The following is an 18446-nucleotide window of genomic DNA, read 5'->3' as shown; positions in this document are numbered from 1 at the left end:
GCAGCACCAGGTGACGTCGAGCCGGAGGCTAAGTCTGGAAACTGCAGTGAAGGACGGTGAGGGGAGGCGGTGCGCGCGCCTCTGCCTCGGCGCGCAGCCCAACGCGAACCTCCGCCAGGACCACGCGCGTTGGCTCAAGCACGCGCATCAGCACCGGCATGAAGGCCGGAAGCTGCGGCGAAGCATGGTCGGCGTTCCTGGAATCGGCCTGGCAATGCGCCAGGCAAAGCCCGCTCTGGTCGATGTCCTGCTGGGTGTCGCTGGCGGCCATATCGGCGCAGGATTCGGTCATCGCCGCCATCGTGCCGCTGTGTTCCGCCTGGTAGCGGCTGCCGGTACAGGCGTACGCCGCCACTGCCAGCTGGGCTGCCAGGAAGACAACGAGGAGGAAGCCGGCGAACCATGGCCGGCGATGCGATTTGCTCACGAGAGCGGTGCCTGTTTTGGCGACAATATATCAGTGTTCGGCGCCACCAGGCAGCATCGCTACTGCGGCAGCTTGCCGCACAGGTGGGCCGTTCGCGAACATAGCGAACGGCCTGATGCTGCACTTTCGCATGTTTTCCTGCAGCGGCAACGATGCCGTCCTGTGACACGTCACGGTGCCGAAATATTCGTCGTGCATCCTCCCGCCAAAACCAACGGGGAGGAAATATGAGGCGTCTTTCAATACTGGCAGCCCCGCTGCTGGCGCTGGCCGTAGCGTCGTGCGGCAGCGATGATGACAACAATGCGCCGGTCACGCAGCCGCCGGCTGCCGGCAGCACCGCGCCGGCGAAGAACGTCGTGTTCTTCCTTGGCGACGGCATGGGCATGACGACCATGACCGCGGCGCGGATCTACAAGGTCGGCGAGGATGGGGACCTGACCATGGATACGCTCCCCGAGAGCGGGTTTATCCGGACCTATTCGAACAACGCGCAGGTGACCGACAGTGCGCCGTCGATGGCGGCCTACATGACTGGCGTCAAGATGAACAACGAAGTCATCTCGATGACGCCGGAGACCAATGCCTTCGACGCCAGCGGCAAGGACTACCTGTCCGGCGCGGACAGCACCTGCCCGGCTTCCGGCAACGGCCAGAGCGTGCCGACGCTGCTAGAGCAGATGAAGGCGGCAGGCTACGGCACCGGCGTGGTCACCACCACCCGCATCACGCACGCAACCCCCGCCACGACCTACGCGCACGTGTGCCACCGCGACGCCGAGAACACCATCGCCGCGCAACTGGTGCCGCACGGCGCTGGCTACAACAGCGCGCTTGGTGATGGCGTCGATGTGATCTTCGGCGGCGGCCGCAAGCACTTCCAGAACAAGGCCGCGGGCGGCGCCCGCACCGACGGCCGCGACCTGGTCGGCGAGCTGACCAAGGCCGGCTATGCCTACGTTTCCAGCAAGGCCGAGTTCGACAAGATCGACGCCGCCAGCGCGAAGAAGGTGGCAGGGTTGTTCACGTCCAGCCATATGGCCTACGACCTGGACCGCGTGCCCGGCGATGAACCGAGCCTGGCGGAGATGACCGGCAAGGCCATCGACGTGCTTGCCGCGAAGAGGAAGGGCTTCTTCCTGATGGTGGAAGGCGGCCGCATCGACCACGCATTGCATGAAACCACCGCGCGCAAGGCGCTGCAGGACACCGTGGCCTTCGACACCGCGATCAAGACCGCGATCGACAAGCTCAACGTGATCGACCCGGGCCTGAAGAACACGCTGATCGTCGTCACCGCCGACCATGACCACACGCTGGTGCTGAACGGCTACGCCAAGCGCACCGGCCCCACCAGCGACAGCAACCCCGGCGTGCTGGGCCTGCTGAAGAACTACGTGACCGGCGCCCTGTCCACGGACTCCGGCGGCAATCCTTTCACCATTATCGGCTTCGGCACCGGCGAGAACCGCCCGGCCACGCGCACCGCGCTGACCGATGCACAGGTCTACGACAAGAGCTATCACCAGGAAGCCGCGATCCCGACGGCGGCGGGTGGCGAGACCCATGGCGGCACCGATGTCTTTATCGGCGCACTGGGCAACGGTGCCGAATCCTTCGCCGGTGTGATGGACAACACCGACGTGTTCGGCCTGATCAAGACGGCCATCGGCCTCTAAGCCACTATCGCTGACGGAATAACGCCATGAAACTCATCATTCGTACCGGCCTGTCCGCACTTGCGGCTGCCTGCGCCTGCATTGCTCTCCCTGCGCAAGCCGCGGGCGAGGCCAAGAATGTCATCTTCTTCCTGGGCGACGGCATGGGCCCGACCACCGTCACCGCTTCGCGCATCTACAAGTATGGCGAGACGGGCAAGCTCAACATGGAGTCGCTCAAGCGCACCGCGCGCGTGAAGACGTATTCGAACGACGCGCAGACCACCGACAGCGCACCGTCGATGGCGGCCTACATGACCGGCGTGAAGATGAACAACGAGGTCATCTCGATGTCGGCCGATACCAAGGCCAGCGACGGCACCGGCAAGGCCTATGTGACCAGCGCCGGCGACAGCACCTGTCCCAGCGGCAACGGCGCGCCGGTCGTGACCGTGCTGGAACTGGCCAAGGCCGCCGGCAAGTCGGTCGGCGCGGTGACCACCACGCGCGTGACCCACGCGACGCCGGCGGCCACTTTCTCGCACGTCTGCCACCGCGACGGCGAGAACAATATCGCCGCGCAGGCAACGCCCGGCAACGCCGGCTACAACACCGCGCTCAAGGATGGCCTGGACGTGCTGCTTGGCGGCGGCCGCCGCCAGTTCCTGCCCGACAGCGTCACGGGTGGCAAGCGCACCGATGGCGTCGACCTGACCACGCAGTTCCCGGGCTACACCTACGTGACCACCGGCACCGCGTTCAAGGCCGTTGACCCGGCATCCACCAGCAAGCTGCTCGGCCTGTTCAACATGGACCACCTCAACTACGAGCTGGACCGCGTCAAGAACAATGTCGACGAGCCCAGCCTGGCCGACATGACCGAGAAGGCCATCCGCATCCTGCAGAAGAACGGCAACGGCTATTTCCTGATGGTGGAGGGCGGCCGGATCGACCATGCGCTGCATGGCACCAACGCCAAGCGCGCGCTGGAAGACACGATCGCGTTTGACGATGCCATCAAGCGTGCGCTGTCGATGGTGGACCTGTCGAACACGATGATCGTGGTCACTGCCGACCACGACCATACGATGACGATCAACGGCTACTCGCATCGCGGCAACCCGATCCTGGGCACGGCAACGGACATCAAGACCAGGCAGCCGGCCACGGCGGCCGACGGCCTGCCTTACACCACGCTGGTGTTCGGCAACGGCGGCGGTCCGCGCAAGACCCCGCGCGACAACCCCGCGCTGGTGGACACCACGGCCGACGGCTATCTGCAGGAAGTTGGCGTCAACCTTGGCTCGCCGGGCTCGGAAACCCACGGCGGCGGCGATGTGATGCTGTTCTCGACGGGGCCGGGCAACGCCGCGCTCAAGGGCACCATCGACAACACCAAGGTGTTCAGCGTCGTAAAGTCCGCGCTGGGCCTGTGATGCCGGCCGCGGCCTTGCTGCACGACTGAGCACAGGGTCTTTTGATGCCATGCGCGCGCCGGTTGCCGGCGTGCGCATTTTCGCTTTCTGAACGGATTTCATGAAAACCAAGCAAGCCACTCCCGTCCTCGCACTGCTGCTGGTCTCGGCAGCCTTCACTGCCGTGGCGGCGGAACCGTCCAAGGCCTCCGGCCCGCTGGCGCTGCGCGTGCAGCATGAGTTGTCGGCGCTCGGGGCCGACGGCGTGCGCCGCGACATCTACTTCACCGAACGTGTCTACCGCGAGGGCGGCACGGTCTGGATCGAGCGCGAGATCCCGCACGGGGCGCACGACGAAGCCGAGCACGCCAAGGCAGACAAGGGCCACAAGCACATGGACATGTCGGCCGCCGCGCGCTGGATCGAGCGGCAGCCGTCCGGCAAGCTGTCGGTGCGGCTGGTCAGCGACGCCATGCGCAAGACCTTCGAAGTCAGCCCGGCCGAATACGGCAACATCGGCTTCGACGGCTCATGGGCGACCGCCTACCACCTGCTGGATCCGGCAGCGCTCAAGACCATGAGCGCGAGCGGTCCTGCACGCGGCGGTGTGCAGGAGTACCGCGCGAAGCGCGGCGATGAACAGGTGACGGTCCAGTGGGACGTGGCCGGCCAATATCCGCGCCTGGTCCAGTCGCGCAATGCCAGCGGCACGCAGAAGAAGATCACGCGGGTGACCGCCGCTGCCTTGCCGCAACCCGCTCCGTGGAACCGCACCCGGCCCTATGTGAAAGGTGAGTACACGGATCTGATGGACTAGTCCGCGGCTATCGCAGGCGCGGTTGTCCTCTGGACAACTCGGACGACGGGCAGGGTGCCAGCGGCGCTTCGGCGGATCAGGCATTGCATCAATCCTATATTTCTAGTATTGTAGAAATATGGAAGAATATGATGTTGTCCGCTCCCTTGCAGCCTTGGCCCACGGGCTGCGCCTCCAGGTCTTCCGGATGCTGGTCGTCGCCGGCCCGGGTGGCATGACGCCCGGCGCGATGGCCGAGCGGCTGGACGTGCCTGCGGCCACCCTGTCGTTCCACCTGAAGGAACTGGCACACGCCGGCCTGGTGACGCAGGAGCGGGACGGACGCAACCTGATCTACCGCGCCGCTTTCGCGCATATGAGTGCGTTGCTCGGCTACCTGACCGCCAATTGCTGCGAAGGTGTCGAGGACAAAGCGGCGGTTCCCTGCCACTGCTGATGGAGATGTTCCGATGAAGCGCTTTCACGTTCACGTCCATGTCGACGACCTTGGCAAGAGCATTGCCTTCTATTCGAAGCTCTTTGCCGCTGAACCGACGCGAGTCGAGAGCGACTACGCCAAATGGATGCTCGAGGATCCGCGCATCAACTTCGCGATCTCCACGCGCGGCCAGGGGACGGGCGTCGACCATCTCGGTTTCCAGACCGATGACGCCGCCGAGCTTGCTGAACTGAAAGCGCGCGCCGAGGCGGCCGACATGGCGCTGCTGGACCAGGGTGAAACCACCTGCTGCTATGCCCGCAGTGAGAAGCACTGGGTCACCGATCCGCAGGGCATTGCATGGGAGCACTTCCATACGCTGGGCAACGTCCCGGTATTTGGTGAAGGCAAGGCCGAAGCGGCGTCCGCCGAAGGCTCCGCCTGCTGTGCACCGCGTGCCCCGCGCGGCAAGCCGATCGGAATTGCAGTGAACTCCAACTCGTCGTGCTGCTAAGGACTCGCCATGAGCGCCAGCGTCTACAACGTTCTCTTCGTCTGCAACGGCAATTCGGCCCGTTCGATCCTGGCCGAGGGACTGATGAACCATCTTGGCCAAGGCCGCTTCCGCGGCTATTCGGCAGGCAGCCACCCGACTGGCGTGGTGAACCCGTTCGCGCTGGAAGCGCTGGAAAAGCTGGGTCTTCCGACCGGCGGGTTCCGCAGCAAGAGCTGGGACGAATTCGCGCGAGATGGCGCCCCGGCGCTCCACTTCGTGTTCACGGTGTGCGACAAGGCCGCCGGTGAACTCTGCCCGGTCTGGCCGGGCCAGCCGATGACCGCGCATTGGGGCGTGGCGGATCCTGCAGCCGGTGAAGTATCGGACGAGCGCAGGCAAAAGCTGGTCCGCGAAGCGGCGGTAATCCTCACGCGACGCATCGAGTACCTGCTCGCACTCCCCATCGATAAACTGGATGCCGTAGGCCTGCAACAGGCCGTACGGGACATCGGCCAACGCTGACTCTTTACTGTCCATGACTACAAACGTTCTGATCCTGTGCACCCACAACTCTGCCCGCAGCGTGCTGAGCGAAGGGATGCTCAACCATTGGGCCAGCAAGCTCGGCAAGGATGTGCGCGCCTTCAGCGCCGGCAGCGCACCGAGCGGGCGCCTGAACCCGTTCGCACTGGAAGCGCTGACCAGTGCCGGCGTCGACGTGAGCGGCTACCGCAGCAAGAGCTGGGACGAATTCGTCGGCGACAACGCGCCGGAAATGCGGATCGTGATCACGGTCTGCGATAGCGCCGCGGCGGAACAGTGCCCATATTGGCCGGGCAGCCCGGTCAAGGTGCACTGGGGCTATGCCGATCCGTCCAACGCCCTGGGCGGCGACGAGGGCAAGCGCCTGGCATTCGAGCTGACGCGCGAGGCCATTGGCTACCGCATGCTGCAACTGCTGGCGTTGCCGCTGGAAGGCATGAGCAATGCGCAGCTGCAGGACGCGCTCAACGCGATCGCGAAGAACTGAAGGCGCCGGAACTCCAATGAATCAGAACGCAACCACCCACGCCCCCATTTCGACCAAGCCCGCCATCGGCTTCTTTGAACGCTACCTGACCATCTGGGTGGCCCTGTGCATCGTCGTCGGGATTGCGCTGGGGCAGGCGATGCCAGGCGCGTTCCAGGCGATCGGCAGCATGGAGTACGCCCAGGTGAACCTGCCGGTCGGCATCCTCATCTGGATCATGATTATCCCGATGCTGCTGAAGATCGACTTCGGCGCACTGGGCCAGGTGAAATCCCACTGGCGCGGCATCGGTGTGACGCTGTTCATCAACTGGGCGGTCAAGCCGTTCTCGATGGCGCTGCTGGGCTGGCTGTTCGTGCGGCACCTGTTTGCGCCCATGCTGCCCGCCGAGCAGCTCGACAGCTATATCGCCGGGCTGATCCTGCTGGCCGCGGCGCCGTGCACGGCGATGGTGTTCGTGTGGAGCCAGCTGTGCAAGGGCGACCCGTATTTCACGCTGTCGCAGGTGGCGCTGAACGATGCCATCATGGTGGTGGCGTTCGCGCCGGTGGTGGCGCTGCTGCTTGGCCTGTCGTCGATCACGGTGCCGTGGGATACGCTGCTGACGTCGGTGGCGCTGTATATCGTGGTGCCGGTGGCGATTTCGCAGGTGTTGCGCAAGCTGCTGCTGAGCAAGGGCGTGGCGCATTTCCAGCGGGTCGTGGGCAAGCTCGGTCCTTATTCCATCGCCGCGCTGCTGCTGACGCTGGTGCTGCTGTTCGCGTTCCAGGGCCAGGCCATCATCGAGCAACCGCTGGTGATCGCGCTGCTGGCCGTGCCCATCCTGATCCAGGTGTTCCTGAACTCCGGCCTGGCGTATCTGCTGAACCGGAAACTGGGTGTGGCGCATTGCGTGGCGGGCCCGTCCTCGCTGATCGGCGCCAGCAATTTCTTCGAGCTGGCCGTGGCGACGGCCATCAGCCTGTTCGGCTTCAAGTCCGGGGCGGCGCTGGCAACGGTGGTCGGCGTGCTGATTGAAGTGCCGGTCATGCTGCTGGTGGTCAGCATCGTCAATCGGACCCAAGGCTGGTATGAAGCGGGGCGCAAGGCCTGACGCCCGCCCCAAGGCACTCCGATCCCGGCGGCCGTGATGCTCAGGCTGCCATGGCTCAGGCCGCTTCGGTCGAGACGCCGCGGCGTTTGGTGGCCGCCGGCTTGCATGCCACTTCCGGCACGCCGCAGCCCTGCGGATTGCCTTGGCAGCAATGTTCCGTCAGGAAGGCAATGAGCGCGTTCATCGTCTCGAATTGCGCCCGGTAGATCACGAACTTGCCTTCCTGCGTATTCTTGATGAGACCCGCGTGGACCAGTTCTTTCAGATGGAAGGACAGCGTCGCGGGTGCGACACCCAGCGCTTCGCGGATCCGGCCCGCGCTGACGCCGTCCGGGCCGGCCTGGACCAGCAAGCGGAAGATCGCCAATCGGGAATCCTGGGCAAGTGCAGCGAGCGCTGCTACGGCGGTTTCATTCTTCATTGGTCGAACTGTAGAGGTACTGGCGCGGTCCGCGCAAGTCAGGTGCCGTCGAATTCAACTATTCTGATTGGATCCTGCTTCCGGCGCCCGCCGCCGCGGCGGTTCCCGCTTCGGGGTCTTGTGGCGCCAACGATTCCTTCAAGGAGAACCACAATGCGTGTCATGGTGATGGTGAAGGCCACGAGCGAATCAGAAAGCGGCAAGATGCCAAGCACGGAGTTGCTTGCGGCAATGGGCAAGTTCAATGAAGAGCTCGTCAAGGCGGGCGTCATGCTTGCGGGCGAGCGCTTGCACCCTAGCGCAAGGGGAAAGCGGGTGCGCTTTTCGGGCGATCAGCGGACTGTGACGGACGGGCCGTTCCCGCAGACCAGCGAACTCGTTGCCGGGTTCTGGTTGTGGCAAGTCGAGTCAATGGATGAGGCTGTCGAATGGGTCAGGCGCTGCCCCAATCCCATGGAAAGCGAGTCCGAAATCGAAATTCGCCCGCTGTTCGAGGTCGAGGACTTCGGTGCTGAATTCACGCCAGAACTGCGGGAGCAGGAAGAGCGGCTGCGCGCTGAAGTTGAAGGGCTTGCGAACAAGGCGCGCTGACGGGAGCCCAAACGCACAGGGCGAGGCGGTTGCCTCGCCGCCCAACGCTGGTTCTTTCGGCGTTGTCCATCTCCACGGCATGGAGCACCGTAGACCTGGGTGTCCTCTTGCGGGGCGCGCCGAATGCAAAAGGTGTGCGCGTCCATCGACCGTAGTCATCTCTTCGGCGGCTGACCTCGCCCCTGAAGGCGACGTCTCATTGGCGGCCAACTGATCCTGGACCGAGGCGCGTTGGCCTTTGAGCACAGTCCCGTGCTTCCTTGGCCTTGACCTTCCAACGATGGGAACCTCTAAGCTGGGGTCATCAGGCGTGACATGGACGTCCCACCGCGAATGGCCGTCGTCTTCGCATCATGAGCGTGTCATGAAGGTAAAAGGCACGCCGGATGACGCAGTGGATGCCCGGCCCGACAACTGAAGGAAGCAGCCAGGATGAACAGGACAAGCAACGAACGCGATGCAACCGAGCCTGGCCGCCACAGCGCCGGTGCACATGGCTCGACTCAGGACCAGTCCGGTCCTGTTCATCACGAGCATGCGCATCACCATGACCATGTTCATGAACCGGCTGGCACTGGAGCCGGGGCGGCGCAGCCAGCTGCCGAGGGAACGATTTATACCTGTCCCATGCACCCGGAGATCCGCCAGGATCATCCCGGCAACTGCCCCAAGTGCGGCATGGCGTTGGAACCGTTGTTGCCGGAACTGGATGAAGGCGAGAACCCCGAGCTGGTGGATTTCCGTCACCGCTTCTGGTGGACGCTACCGCTCACCGGTGTGGTGTTCGTCATGGCCATGTTCGGGCATCGCCTTGGCTGGATGGAGGTGTCGACCCAGAGCTGGGTCGAGCTTGCGCTGGCGACGCCTGTGGTGCTGTGGGCAGGCTGGCCGTTCTTTGTGCGGTGTTTCCACTCGATCGTCAACCGTAGTCCGAACATGTGGACGCTGATCGGAATCGGCACCGGTGCGGCCTATGTCTACAGCGTCATTGCGACCGTCATACCTGGCGCATTTCCGCAGGTGTTCGCCGAGCATGGCCGTATCGGTGCCTACTTCGAGGCAGCGGCGGTGATCATTTCCCTCACGCTGCTGGGTCAGTTGCTTGAACTCAAGGCCCGCTCCCAGACTTCCGCCGCCATCAAGTCGCTGCTGGGACTGGCGCCCAAGACGGCGCGGCGTATCGGTCCCGACGGCGCCGAAGAGGACGTGCCGCTCGCCCGTGTCCACGTGGGCGACCTGCTGCGCGTGCGGCCCGGCGAGAAGGTGCCGGTCGATGGCGTGGTAACGGAAGGCACCAGCGCGGTCGACGAATCGATGATCACTGGCGAGCCCATTCCGACCACCAAGCGCGTCGGCGACCGCGTCATCGGCGCCACGATGAACACTTCGGGCAGCCTTGTCATCCAATCCGAAAAGGTCGGCTCCCAGACCGTGCTGTCCCAGATTGTCCAGATGGTGGCGCAAGCGCAGCGATCGAAGGCACCGATGCAGCGGATGGCCGACCAGGTTGCCGGCGTCTTCGTCGTCGGTGTCATCGGCATTGCGGTGCTGACCTTTGTCGCGTGGGGACTCTTCGGCCCCGAGCCGAGCTGGGTGTTCGGGCTGATCAATGCCGTCGCGGTGCTGATCATCGCATGTCCGTGCGCGCTGGGTCTCGCCACGCCGATGTCCATCATGGTTGCAAGCGGGAAGGGCGCTTCCAGCGGCGTGCTGTTCCGCGACGCCGCTGCAATCGAGAACCTGCGCAAGATCGATACCCTGATTGTCGACAAGACCGGGACGCTTACCGAGGGTCGGCCGGCTTTTGAGCGCGCGATCGGCACCAATGGCTATGCCGAGGAGGACATGCTGCGGTTAGCTGCCAGCCTGGATCAGGGCAGCGAGCATCCCCTGGCTGCCGCGATTGTTGCAGCAGCCCGTGAGCGCGGCCTGCAGTTGGAAAAGCCGGAGGGCTTCGAGTCGAGCTCCGGGATTGGGGTAAGAGGCAAGTTGGGAGGCAGCAAGGTCGCGATCGGGAATACTGCGCTCATGGAAGCCGAAGGCGTTCCCATCGATCCGCTCGTGGCGCAGGCCGATGAGCTGCGGGCGCAAGGCGCCAGCGTGATGTATCTTGCCGTCGATGGCAAGCTTGCTGGCCTGCTCGCCGTTTCGGATCCGGTCAAGGCCACCACGCCGGAGGCGCTGGCGCATCTCAGGGGAGAAGGTATCCGTGTCGTGATGGCGACCGGCGACGGGATTGCGACGGCGAAGGCGGTGGCCGGGAAACTTGGCGTTGACGAGTTCCACGGCGAGGTGAAGCCGGCGGACAAGCTTGAACTTGTCAGTTCGCTGCAACAGGCAGGCGCGGTGGTGGCGATGGCGGGCGACGGCATTAACGATGCGCCGGCGCTGGCGAAGGCCGACGTCGGTATTGCCATGGGCACGGGCACTGATGTCGCGATGAACAGCGCTCAGGTCACGCTGGTCAAGGGGGATTTGCGCGGGATTGCCCGTGCCCGGAAACTCTCGCAAGCGACCATTCGAAACATGAAGCAGAACCTCGGTTTTGCGTTCGTTTATAACGCATTGGGCGTTCCGCTGGCGGCGGGCGTTCTGTATCCAATGACAGGCCTGTTGTTGTCGCCCATGATTGCGGCGCTGGCGATGAGCCTGAGTTCTGCCTCGGTCATTACCAATGCGTTGCGGCTCAGGAAGGCTGCGACGTGAGGCATACCGGCAGCTCGGGCTGCCCTGTGTGGCCGCTCAGGGCTCATTTCCATTTTCCCCTTGCTGTATTCAGAGATCCGTTCCAAGCGTCTGGGGTGAAGTGCGCCCTACACATGTCATGCACTGCAACATTTCTGCGTAAGCACATGTAAATTTAGAGACGTACGACGCACTTTTAATGTCCTGTTTTAAAGACTTTTTGGGTATATACCTAGGGATCAAATTAGAGGAAACCCTCTAGGATTCGCACTCGGATGCTGCGCTGCGGGATTGGTGGCGCTGTCAATCCGGAAGCCAAACCGAAGCGGATTCACGTTGCAAACTGTTGCGCGAATCCGTTCGATCAATCCACAGGAGATTTTGCATGTCCCCTTTTATGCCCGAGCAATTTGCTGCAGTGCAAAAGTCCAGTCTGAACCAACTGTTCGCGCTGACGAACATGGCTTTTGACGGCTTCCAGAAGTTGACCGAGTTGAACCTGCAGGCAGTCAGGACGACGCTTGCCGAAGGCCAGGGCAATATCGAAGCGGTGCTGGCCGGAAAGGACCTGCGTGAAGTGTTCGCCGTGCAGGGCAATCTGGCACAGCCTGCCGCGGAGAAGGCGGTTGCATATGCACGCCATGTGTACGAAATCGCATCGAACACGCAGGTGGAACTGACCAAGGCAGTCGAGGGCCAGTACGAACAGCACAACCGCAATGTGCAAGCCTTCGTTGACAACTTCGTGAAGAACGCGCCAGCCGGGTCTGAAGCGATCACCGCGCTGCTGCAATCGAGCGTTGCAGCCGCCAGCAGCACCTTTCAATCCTTCCAGGACGCCGCGAAGCAGACGGCTGAAGTCGCCAAGGCCAACTTTGCCAAGACCGCCGCAGCGGCCTCCGGCGCGGCCCAGCAGGCGGCGCCCCGCGCTTCCAAGCAATAACGGCGTGCGGCTGGCCAAGCAGGCCAGGCCAGCGCGCTGGACATAGATCGCAGGCTTGCAGGCCACAGCACTGCGACGCCAATCTTCCCGCATCGGTATACAAGCTGGGCCCGGAGTCATCCGGCCCGGCTCGCCCTCGCTTTGTCCGCGCCAGGGCAGCGGGAATGTGCTCGGGACAATCAGGCAAGAGCCCGTCCCGGCAAGGCAGGGGTCTTTCAACTTTACGAGAATGAAGCAGGCAGGATGATGAAGAAAATTGCACTGGTAACAGGTGGTATGGGTGGGCTGGGAGAAGCCATCAGCATCAAGCTGCACGACGCAGGCTATGCGGTGGTGGTGACGCACTCGCCGGGCAATGCGGCCGCCCAGGACTGGCTTGCCGCGATGGCCGCCGGCGGCCGCGAGATGCGTGCCTACGAGGTGGATGTATCCGACTACAATGCCTGCCAGGCTTGCGCGGCGCAGATCCTGGCTGACGTAGGCCGCGTGGATATCCTGGTGAACAACGCCGGCATTACCCGCGACATGGCCTTCAAGAAGATGGACAAGCCGAACTGGGACGCCGTGATGCGGACCAATCTCGACTCGGTGTTCAATCTCACCAAGCCGCTTTGCGAAGGCATGGTCGAACGCGGCTGGGGACGCATCATCAACATCTCATCGGTCAACGCATCCAAGGGCGCCTTCGGCCAGACCAACTATGCCGCCGCCAAGGCCGGGATGCACGGCTTCACCAAGTCGCTGGCGCTGGAAGTGGCAAGGAAGGGCGTGACCGTCAACACCGTCTCTCCGGGCTACCTTGCCACCAAGATGGTCAACGCCGTGCCCAAGGAAATCATGGAGACCAAGATCCTGCCGCAGATTCCGGTCGGCCGCGTCGGCAAGCCGGAAGAAGTCGCAGCGCTGATTGCCTACCTGTGCTCGGAGGAAGCGGCCTACGTGACCGGGTCCAATATCGCCATCAATGGCGGGCAGCACATGCAGTAAGGGTGCTGGGCCAGGCGCCGCCAGGCGAATGCGCGGCGCGGGCCCGTTGCAGCCGCACCGGCCCGCGCCGCATCGAACCCAGGTCGGCGCGGTTGCCTTGCAGGCGCTGCGACAGCAACTGGTCCTCGATTTGGGCGACGTTCGACGTTAGCACTGCACGATGATGGTTGGGGGCGGGCCGGATGCCTACCAGCCAAAGCGATAGTCCCTGGTCGGATGCAGCCACCACTTTCCGTTCCCGGGCAGTTCCAGCACCTGGTGGTGGAACTTCAGCAGCGTGGGCCGGTGGCTGACGCTGACAAGCGTCGACTGCATGTCGGCCAGCAACTGGTACATGGCTTCCTCATTGCTGATATCCAGGGCACTGGTCGCTTCGTCCAGCATGACATAGCGCGGCTTTGACAGCAGTACGCGGGCGATGGTCAGCCGCTGCTGCTCGCCAAGGGACAGGACTTTGCCCCAGTCCACTTCCGTGTCCAGGCCGCCAAAGCGGCCAGCGATGTCCTTCAGGTTGACCGCTTCCAGCAGCTTCAGAAGCTCCTCGTCAGGGATCCGCTGGCCGATGTGGTTCGGGTATAGCAACTGGCTGCGCAGGCTGCCGACCACCATGTAAGGATGCTGCGGCAGGAACAGCATTTCCTGCGGCATTGGCCGCACGATGCATCCCGTGCCGTTGTTCCACAATCCGGCGATCGCGCGCATCAGCGAACTTTTGCCGCCGCCGCTGGCGCCGACGATAAGAAGGCCCTCTCCCGGGTTGACCGACAGCGTCAGGTCGGTGACCAGCGTTCGCTCCTGATTCGGCGTGCGCAAGGTCACATGTTCCAGCGCCAGGCGGGAGTCATGGATGGACTCGATCGTGGTGGCCGGCTTCACGGAGGCTGCTGCCGTCCCGGTCAGCGAGATGGAGAATGTGTCCAGTCGATCCAGCCCCGCCACGAAGCGGCTCAGGTCTTCAAAGTTGTCGACGATCACGGTCAGCGCGTTCAGGATGGCGGCGAACGCGCCGGCCGCCTGGATGGCGCTGCCGACTTCAAGCTCGCCGGAAAGCACGCGTGAAGCGACGATGGCGCTGGGCAGCAGGATGGTCAGGAAGCCATAGGCATACTGGAACATGTTCAGGCTCAGCTGCCACTTGATGAGCCGGTCGAAATTCTGGAAGGCCTTGCCAAAACGGCCTCTCACATGGGATGACTCCAGCGCCTCGCCGCGATAGAAAGCGATGGACTCGGCGTTCTCACGCACCCGGATCAGGCTGAAGCGGAAATCCGCCTCCCGCCTTAGCTGGAAGAAGTTCAGGCCGATCAGGACGCGGCCGAAGAAGAAGATGGAGACAAATGTACCGGCGATGGCATAAATGACAAGAAAGTAGACCAGCTCTCTTGAGATCGACCACAGGACGGCGCTGAAGGCGATGAGCTGCAGCAGCGCGCCGATACCGATTGAAAGGAAGAACAGGGATTGCCGCGTGAAGGTATTGATGTCCTCGGCGATGCGCTGGTCCGGATTGTCGATCGCGGCATCTGAATTGAGCTTGTAGTAGACCCGGCCCTTGAAATACCCGTCCAGATAGTGATGCGTCAGCCAGCGTCTCCAGAGCAGGCTCAGCTTGTTCCTCAGGTAGTAATAGACCGCGTAGATGGGGACTGCAACCATCAGGATATAGAGACACTTCCTGATCGAGGCCCAGAAACGATCCGCGTCTTGCGCTGCCAGGGCCGAGGTGAATTCACCGGTTTGCTGGACGATCAGTACCTCGGTCTGGGTCTGGCCCAACAGCAGCAGGATCAGCAGGACCAGCAAGCCGGAGGCTTTCCATTTTTCCCGCGAGAACCAGTAAAGTTTTGCAATGGCCCAGTATCGGGTCCACACATGCCGGGTGGAAGTGACGGGACGTTTCCCTGGGGCCGAAGTGGTGCCGGTGACCCGCGACTCAGGAACGGCGCTCATATCCCATCTCCCAGCACTAACCGGATTGCATACTCGCCACATGGCCCGGCACGGGACACGTGGGAGAACGGCAGAAGACTATTAATGAAATATAGGCTAGCAGCATCGATGCCTGGCTGATTCGTGGTCCCTGCCCGCAGTCAAGGACCCGACCCCGGACAGGCGAGCGGGGATCTGGCTTGACGCGCGCCCGGAACCTGATTCCAATCCGGAAGTGACCTTTCCGCTATGACAGCCCCTCCGCATGGACCGCTTCGACGCGCTGCAACTCTTTACCCGGATCGTGGAACTGGGCTCCTTCACCGGCGCCGCCAGCGCGCTGGACATGCCACGCGCCACCGCCACGCACGCCATCAAGGAACTTGAGGCCCGCGTCGGCGCGCGCCTGCTGGAGCGCACCACGCGCCAGGTGCGCCCCACGCTGGACGGGCAGGCGTTCTATGAGCGCAGCAAGCGCTTGCTGCAGGACCTGGAAGACGCCGAGACCTCGCTCAGCACGCAGGTGGCCAACCCGCGCGGCACGCTGCGGCTGGACCTGCATGGCACCCACGCCACCATGATCATCCTGCCGCGCATCGGCGAGTTCCGGGAGCGCTATCCGCATATCGACCTGATCGTCAGCAGCGGCGACCGGCTGGTCGACCTGGTCGGGGAGGGTATCGATTGCGTGGTGCGTGCCGGCCAGCCGCGCGATTCCTCGCTGGTGGCCCGGCGGCTGGCGGAAATGCCGGAGGTGCTGTGCGCCAGCCCCGCATACCTGGCCGCGCATGGCAAACCGGAACACCCGTCGGAGCTGGCACAGCACATCGGCGTGGGATTCTTCTCGCGCAACCATGACCGCCGTTATCCCTTCACGCTGACCGTCGATGGCGAGGTGCAGGAGTTCAAGGCGCGCGGCTGGATCTCGGTAAGCGATGCCGAGTGCTATACCAGCGCGGCGCTGGCCGGCTGCGGCCTGATCCAGGTGCCGCGCTTCCGCGTGGAAGAGCACCTGCGCGCGGGACGGCTGGTGCCGGTGCTTGAGGCCTGGCCCTGCCCGGACTTGCCGGTGTCGGCGCTGTATCCGTTCCACCGGCAGCTGGCACCGCGGGTGCGGGTGTTTGTCGATTGGGTGGCGGGGTTGTACGTGGAGCGGTTCGGGCCGCTCCGGGGCGCGGCCTGAGGCATCAACACGGCGCAATCAGGCCGCCGCGGGGCGCGGCAGCGGCCGTGCCGGCGCGGGTGCGGCTTGCGCCGGCTCGCTGACCGGCAGTGTCATGCCGATCCGGATCGCGTCCGCCTGCACCTGCGCGAACACGCTGCCGCCGTGCATGGTGGCGATTGCCTTGACGATGGCCAGCCCCAGTCCGTGGTTCTGCCGGCTGTCGCTGCGCGCGGCGTCGGCGCGGTAGAAGCGATCGAACAGCCGCTCGGGCCGGATCGTGTGCAGGCGATCGGATTCATTGCGCACGGCGATGGTCAGCGTGTCCGCCGATTGCGCGATCGTGACCGTCACCGGCCGCCCGGGCCGGCCGTGCTGCAGGGCGTTGCTCATCAGGTTGGTCAGCGCGCGCTGCAGCAGCGAGACGTTGACGCGCACGCGTGCATCGCCGGTCACGTGCAGCGTGGCGCCGGCTTCCTCGAACAGCATGTCGAGGAAGTCCGCGCTGCGCCGGACTTCCTGGGCGACCGAGACCTCGACCAGGTCGCGCGCCAGCGCCCCGCGGTCGGACTGCGCCACGAACAGCATGTCGATCACGATGCGGCTCAGGCGCTCCAGGTCTTCCAGGTTGGACTGCAGGATCTCTTCAAGCTGTTCGGTGCTGCGCGGGCGCGACAGCGCCACCTGGGTCTGGCCGATGACATTGCCCAGCGGCGTGCGCAGTTCGTGCGCGACGTCGGCATTGAAGGCGGATAGCTGCTGGTAGGCGTGCTCGAGCTTGTCGAGCGCGCCGTTGAAGGCATGCACCAGGCCGCCCAGCTCGGCGGGCAGGTCGGCGTCGGGCAGGTGCTCCAGCTGCTTGGGGTCGAGCGCGCCGGCATGTTGCGACAGGCGCTCGATCGGCGCCAGGCCGGACTTGGCAATGCGCCAGCCAAGCAGGCTCACCGCGATCACGCCGAGCACCGACGACACCACCAGGGCGATGCCAAGCGTGCGGCTGGTCTCGAAGAATGCCGCCTGGTCCACCGCGACCGCGAGCGCCACCTCGGGGCGATCATTCAGCGCCGGGATGCGGCGCTTCAGCATCAGGAAGCGGTGGTCGCCGAACTCCACCGCCCACACGTCGGGTGCGCGCGGGCTGGTGTCGGCCTCGCGCGGGAAGGGCTCGCCGTAGTCGAAGCGGGGGTCGGTACTTTCGACAAAGTAGCGCACGCTGTGATCGGCCGGCGTCAGGGTGCGCAGCATGGCGGCAAAGTGCTCCCATTGCTTTTCGGTGCCCAGGCCCGCGGCCTTGGTGCCGGCCAGGTCGAAGCGGGCGCGGATCTCTCCGAGCTGGCGCTTTTCCAGTTCCACGCACTGCACGCGGTACAGCACCATGCCGGTGACGGTGAAGACCAGGGCTGCCGCCAGCCCGAACATGGCGGCCAGCCGCGCCGCGATCGAGCGTTGCCGGTTCATGCGCTCAATCCGTCGCGGTGCTCCAGCACGTAACCCATGCCGCGGATGGTATGCAGCAGCTTGGCTTCGCCGGGCCAGTCCAGCTTGGCGCGCAAACGCTTGACCGCAACTTCGACCACGTTGGTGTTGCAGTCGAACGAGATGTCCCAGACCAGTTCCGTGATCGCGGTCTTGGACACGATCTGCGCCTGCCGCCTGGCCAGCACCGACAACAGCGTGAATTCGCGTGCGCTCAGTTCCAGGCGCCGCGTGCCGCGCGTGGCGCGCCGCGACAGCAGGTCGATGCGCAGATCGCCCACGGTCAGCTGCGACGGCTCAGTCTGCCGGCCACGCCGCGTCAGCACGTTGAGCCGCGCCAGCAGCTCCAGAAAAGAGAAGGGCTTGGACAGGTAGTCGTCGGCGCCGGCATCGAAGGCATTGAGGCGGTCATCCAGGTCGTCGCGCGCGGTCAGCATCAGCACCGGGGTCTGCTGCTCGCGGCGCAGGGACTTCAGCACCGAGACGCCATCCAGCGCGGGCAGCATCACGTCGAGCACGATCGCGTCGTAGGGCTCGGTACAGGCCAGGTGCAGGCCGTCCACGCCGTTGTGCGCGGTATCGACTACGTAGCCATTCTCGGACAGGCCGCGGCGCAGGTAATCGACCGTCTTGATCTCATCTTCGACCAGCAGGAGTTTCATTGGTCCAGTCCTCGGAATCTAAACAATATAGAAGATGTGTGCGGCTCCAACCTGTCAATCCTGTCAGTTTCCCGGTGCCGCACCGAAGCTGTGCAGCCAGGCCTTGCGGCGCGCGCTCCGCAAGCATGACAGGAGCACGTGCCGCTTTTGTTCACACTGGTGGAAAAGACTGTTTGAAGACGCGCCGCCGCTCCAGCCTGACGCAATTGTCAGCGTTGCGTCAGGGTGGCGTCGGC

At 64.2% G+C, this 18446-nt stretch carries 18 protein-coding genes and 1 pseudogene; 13 read left to right on the top strand and 6 right to left on the bottom strand.

Annotation, left to right across the window (positions count from 1 at the left end; all coding sequences use genetic code 11):
• Nucleotides 1–28: 28 nt before the first annotated feature.
• Nucleotides 29–427 carry a hypothetical protein gene (locus AC3WRR_RS08805; RefSeq protein ID WP_010810558.1) on the bottom strand — a complete coding sequence of 133 codons (399 nt, stop codon included), beginning with the start codon at nucleotides 425–427 and terminating at the stop codon, nucleotides 29–31.
• Between the two features lie 227 nt (nucleotides 428–654).
• Here AC3WRR_RS08805 and AC3WRR_RS08800 point away from each other — a divergent pair, with 227 nt between their 5' ends.
• The 8 genes from AC3WRR_RS08800 (at nucleotide 655) to arsB (ending at nucleotide 7354) form a co-directional block, all read left to right on the top strand.
• Entirely contained in the window at nucleotides 655–2106 is a 1452-nt protein-coding gene (locus AC3WRR_RS08800) for an alkaline phosphatase (protein ID WP_011615544.1), read from the top strand.
• Nucleotides 2107–2132: 26 nt separating this feature from the next.
• Nucleotides 2133–3521, top strand: a complete 1389-nt coding sequence (locus tag AC3WRR_RS08795) for an alkaline phosphatase (RefSeq protein WP_011615543.1) — start codon at nucleotides 2133–2135, stop codon at nucleotides 3519–3521.
• A gap of 100 nt (nucleotides 3522–3621) precedes the next feature.
• Nucleotides 3622–4317 (top strand): hypothetical protein, encoded by a 696-nt coding sequence (locus AC3WRR_RS08790; RefSeq protein WP_492296703.1) that lies wholly within the window; start codon nucleotides 3622–3624, stop codon nucleotides 4315–4317.
• Between the two features lie 118 nt (nucleotides 4318–4435).
• On the top strand, nucleotides 4436–4753 hold the full coding sequence (locus tag AC3WRR_RS08785) for an ArsR/SmtB family transcription factor (protein ID WP_010810562.1): 318 nt from the start codon (nucleotides 4436–4438) through the stop codon (nucleotides 4751–4753).
• Between the two features lie 13 nt (nucleotides 4754–4766).
• Entirely contained in the window at nucleotides 4767–5249 is a 483-nt protein-coding gene (locus AC3WRR_RS08780; RefSeq protein ID WP_011615541.1) for an ArsI/CadI family heavy metal resistance metalloenzyme, read from the top strand.
• Between the two features lie 9 nt (nucleotides 5250–5258).
• Nucleotides 5259–5753 carry an arsenate reductase ArsC gene (locus tag AC3WRR_RS08775; protein ID WP_011615540.1) on the top strand — a complete coding sequence of 165 codons (495 nt, stop codon included), beginning with the start codon at nucleotides 5259–5261 and terminating at the stop codon, nucleotides 5751–5753.
• Nucleotides 5754–5766: 13 nt separating this feature from the next.
• On the top strand, nucleotides 5767–6261 hold the full coding sequence (locus tag AC3WRR_RS08770) for an arsenate reductase ArsC (protein ID WP_011615539.1): 495 nt from the start codon (nucleotides 5767–5769) through the stop codon (nucleotides 6259–6261).
• Nucleotides 6262–6277: 16 nt separating this feature from the next.
• On the top strand, nucleotides 6278–7354 hold the full coding sequence (arsB, locus tag AC3WRR_RS08765) for an ACR3 family arsenite efflux transporter (RefSeq protein WP_010810566.1): 1077 nt from the start codon (nucleotides 6278–6280) through the stop codon (nucleotides 7352–7354).
• Nucleotides 7355–7409: 55 nt separating this feature from the next.
• Here arsB and AC3WRR_RS08760 read toward each other — a convergent pair whose 3' ends face one another.
• On the bottom strand, nucleotides 7410–7775 hold the full coding sequence (locus AC3WRR_RS08760; protein ID WP_037024078.1) for an ArsR/SmtB family transcription factor: 366 nt from the start codon (nucleotides 7773–7775) through the stop codon (nucleotides 7410–7412).
• 153 nt (nucleotides 7776–7928) lie between these two features.
• On the opposite strand from AC3WRR_RS08760, the gene AC3WRR_RS08755 reads away from it, so the two are divergent.
• The 4 genes from AC3WRR_RS08755 (at nucleotide 7929) to phbB (ending at nucleotide 12981) form a co-directional block, all read left to right on the top strand.
• The gene (locus tag AC3WRR_RS08755; RefSeq protein WP_492296700.1) at nucleotides 7929–8366 is read left to right on the top strand and encodes a YciI family protein; all 438 of its coding nucleotides are present in this window, start codon (nucleotides 7929–7931) and stop codon (nucleotides 8364–8366) included.
• A 627-nt stretch (nucleotides 8367–8993) separates the two neighbouring features.
• Nucleotides 8994–11072, top strand: coding sequence for a copper-transporting P-type ATPase (locus AC3WRR_RS08750; RefSeq protein WP_492296734.1), 2079 nt, complete (start codon nucleotides 8994–8996; stop codon nucleotides 11070–11072).
• A gap of 364 nt (nucleotides 11073–11436) precedes the next feature.
• Nucleotides 11437–11994, top strand: a complete 558-nt coding sequence (phaP3, locus tag AC3WRR_RS08745) for a TIGR01841 family phasin PhaP3 (protein ID WP_011615535.1) — start codon at nucleotides 11437–11439, stop codon at nucleotides 11992–11994.
• Nucleotides 11995–12237: 243 nt separating this feature from the next.
• The gene (gene phbB, locus AC3WRR_RS08740; protein WP_492296699.1) at nucleotides 12238–12981 is read left to right on the top strand and encodes an acetoacetyl-CoA reductase; all 744 of its coding nucleotides are present in this window, start codon (nucleotides 12238–12240) and stop codon (nucleotides 12979–12981) included.
• Nucleotides 12982–13015: 34 nt separating this feature from the next.
• On the opposite strand, the pseudogene AC3WRR_RS08735 reads toward phbB, so the two are convergent.
• Nucleotides 13016–13123: pseudogene (locus AC3WRR_RS08735) on the bottom strand (magnesium transporter CorA); the annotation flags it as partial.
• Between the two features lie 44 nt (nucleotides 13124–13167).
• Complete coding sequence (locus AC3WRR_RS08730) at nucleotides 13168–14931, bottom strand: ABC transporter ATP-binding protein/permease (RefSeq protein WP_492296697.1); 1764 nt, start codon at nucleotides 14929–14931, stop codon at nucleotides 13168–13170.
• A 244-nt stretch (nucleotides 14932–15175) separates the two neighbouring features.
• Here AC3WRR_RS08730 and AC3WRR_RS08725 point away from each other — a divergent pair, with 244 nt between their 5' ends.
• Nucleotides 15176–16093 carry a LysR family transcriptional regulator gene (locus AC3WRR_RS08725; protein WP_492296695.1) on the top strand — a complete coding sequence of 306 codons (918 nt, stop codon included), beginning with the start codon at nucleotides 15176–15178 and terminating at the stop codon, nucleotides 16091–16093.
• An 18-nt stretch (nucleotides 16094–16111) separates the two neighbouring features.
• Here AC3WRR_RS08725 and AC3WRR_RS08720 read toward each other — a convergent pair whose 3' ends face one another.
• Both AC3WRR_RS08720 and AC3WRR_RS08715 read right to left on the bottom strand, forming a co-directional pair.
• Entirely contained in the window at nucleotides 16112–17530 is a 1419-nt protein-coding gene (locus AC3WRR_RS08720) for a heavy metal sensor histidine kinase (RefSeq protein WP_010810574.1), read from the bottom strand.
• Entirely contained in the window at nucleotides 17527–18210 is a 684-nt protein-coding gene (locus AC3WRR_RS08715) for a heavy metal response regulator transcription factor (protein ID WP_010810575.1), read from the bottom strand. The genes AC3WRR_RS08720 and AC3WRR_RS08715 overlap by 4 nt, the downstream gene beginning before the upstream one ends.
• Nucleotides 18211–18446 lie beyond the last annotated feature (236 nt).

Source organism: Cupriavidus sp. FW305-3-2-15-C-LB2, from assembly GCF_058787575.1.
The sequence above is the reverse complement of the archived record's forward strand: the minus strand, read 5'-3'. Positions and strand labels throughout refer to the sequence as shown.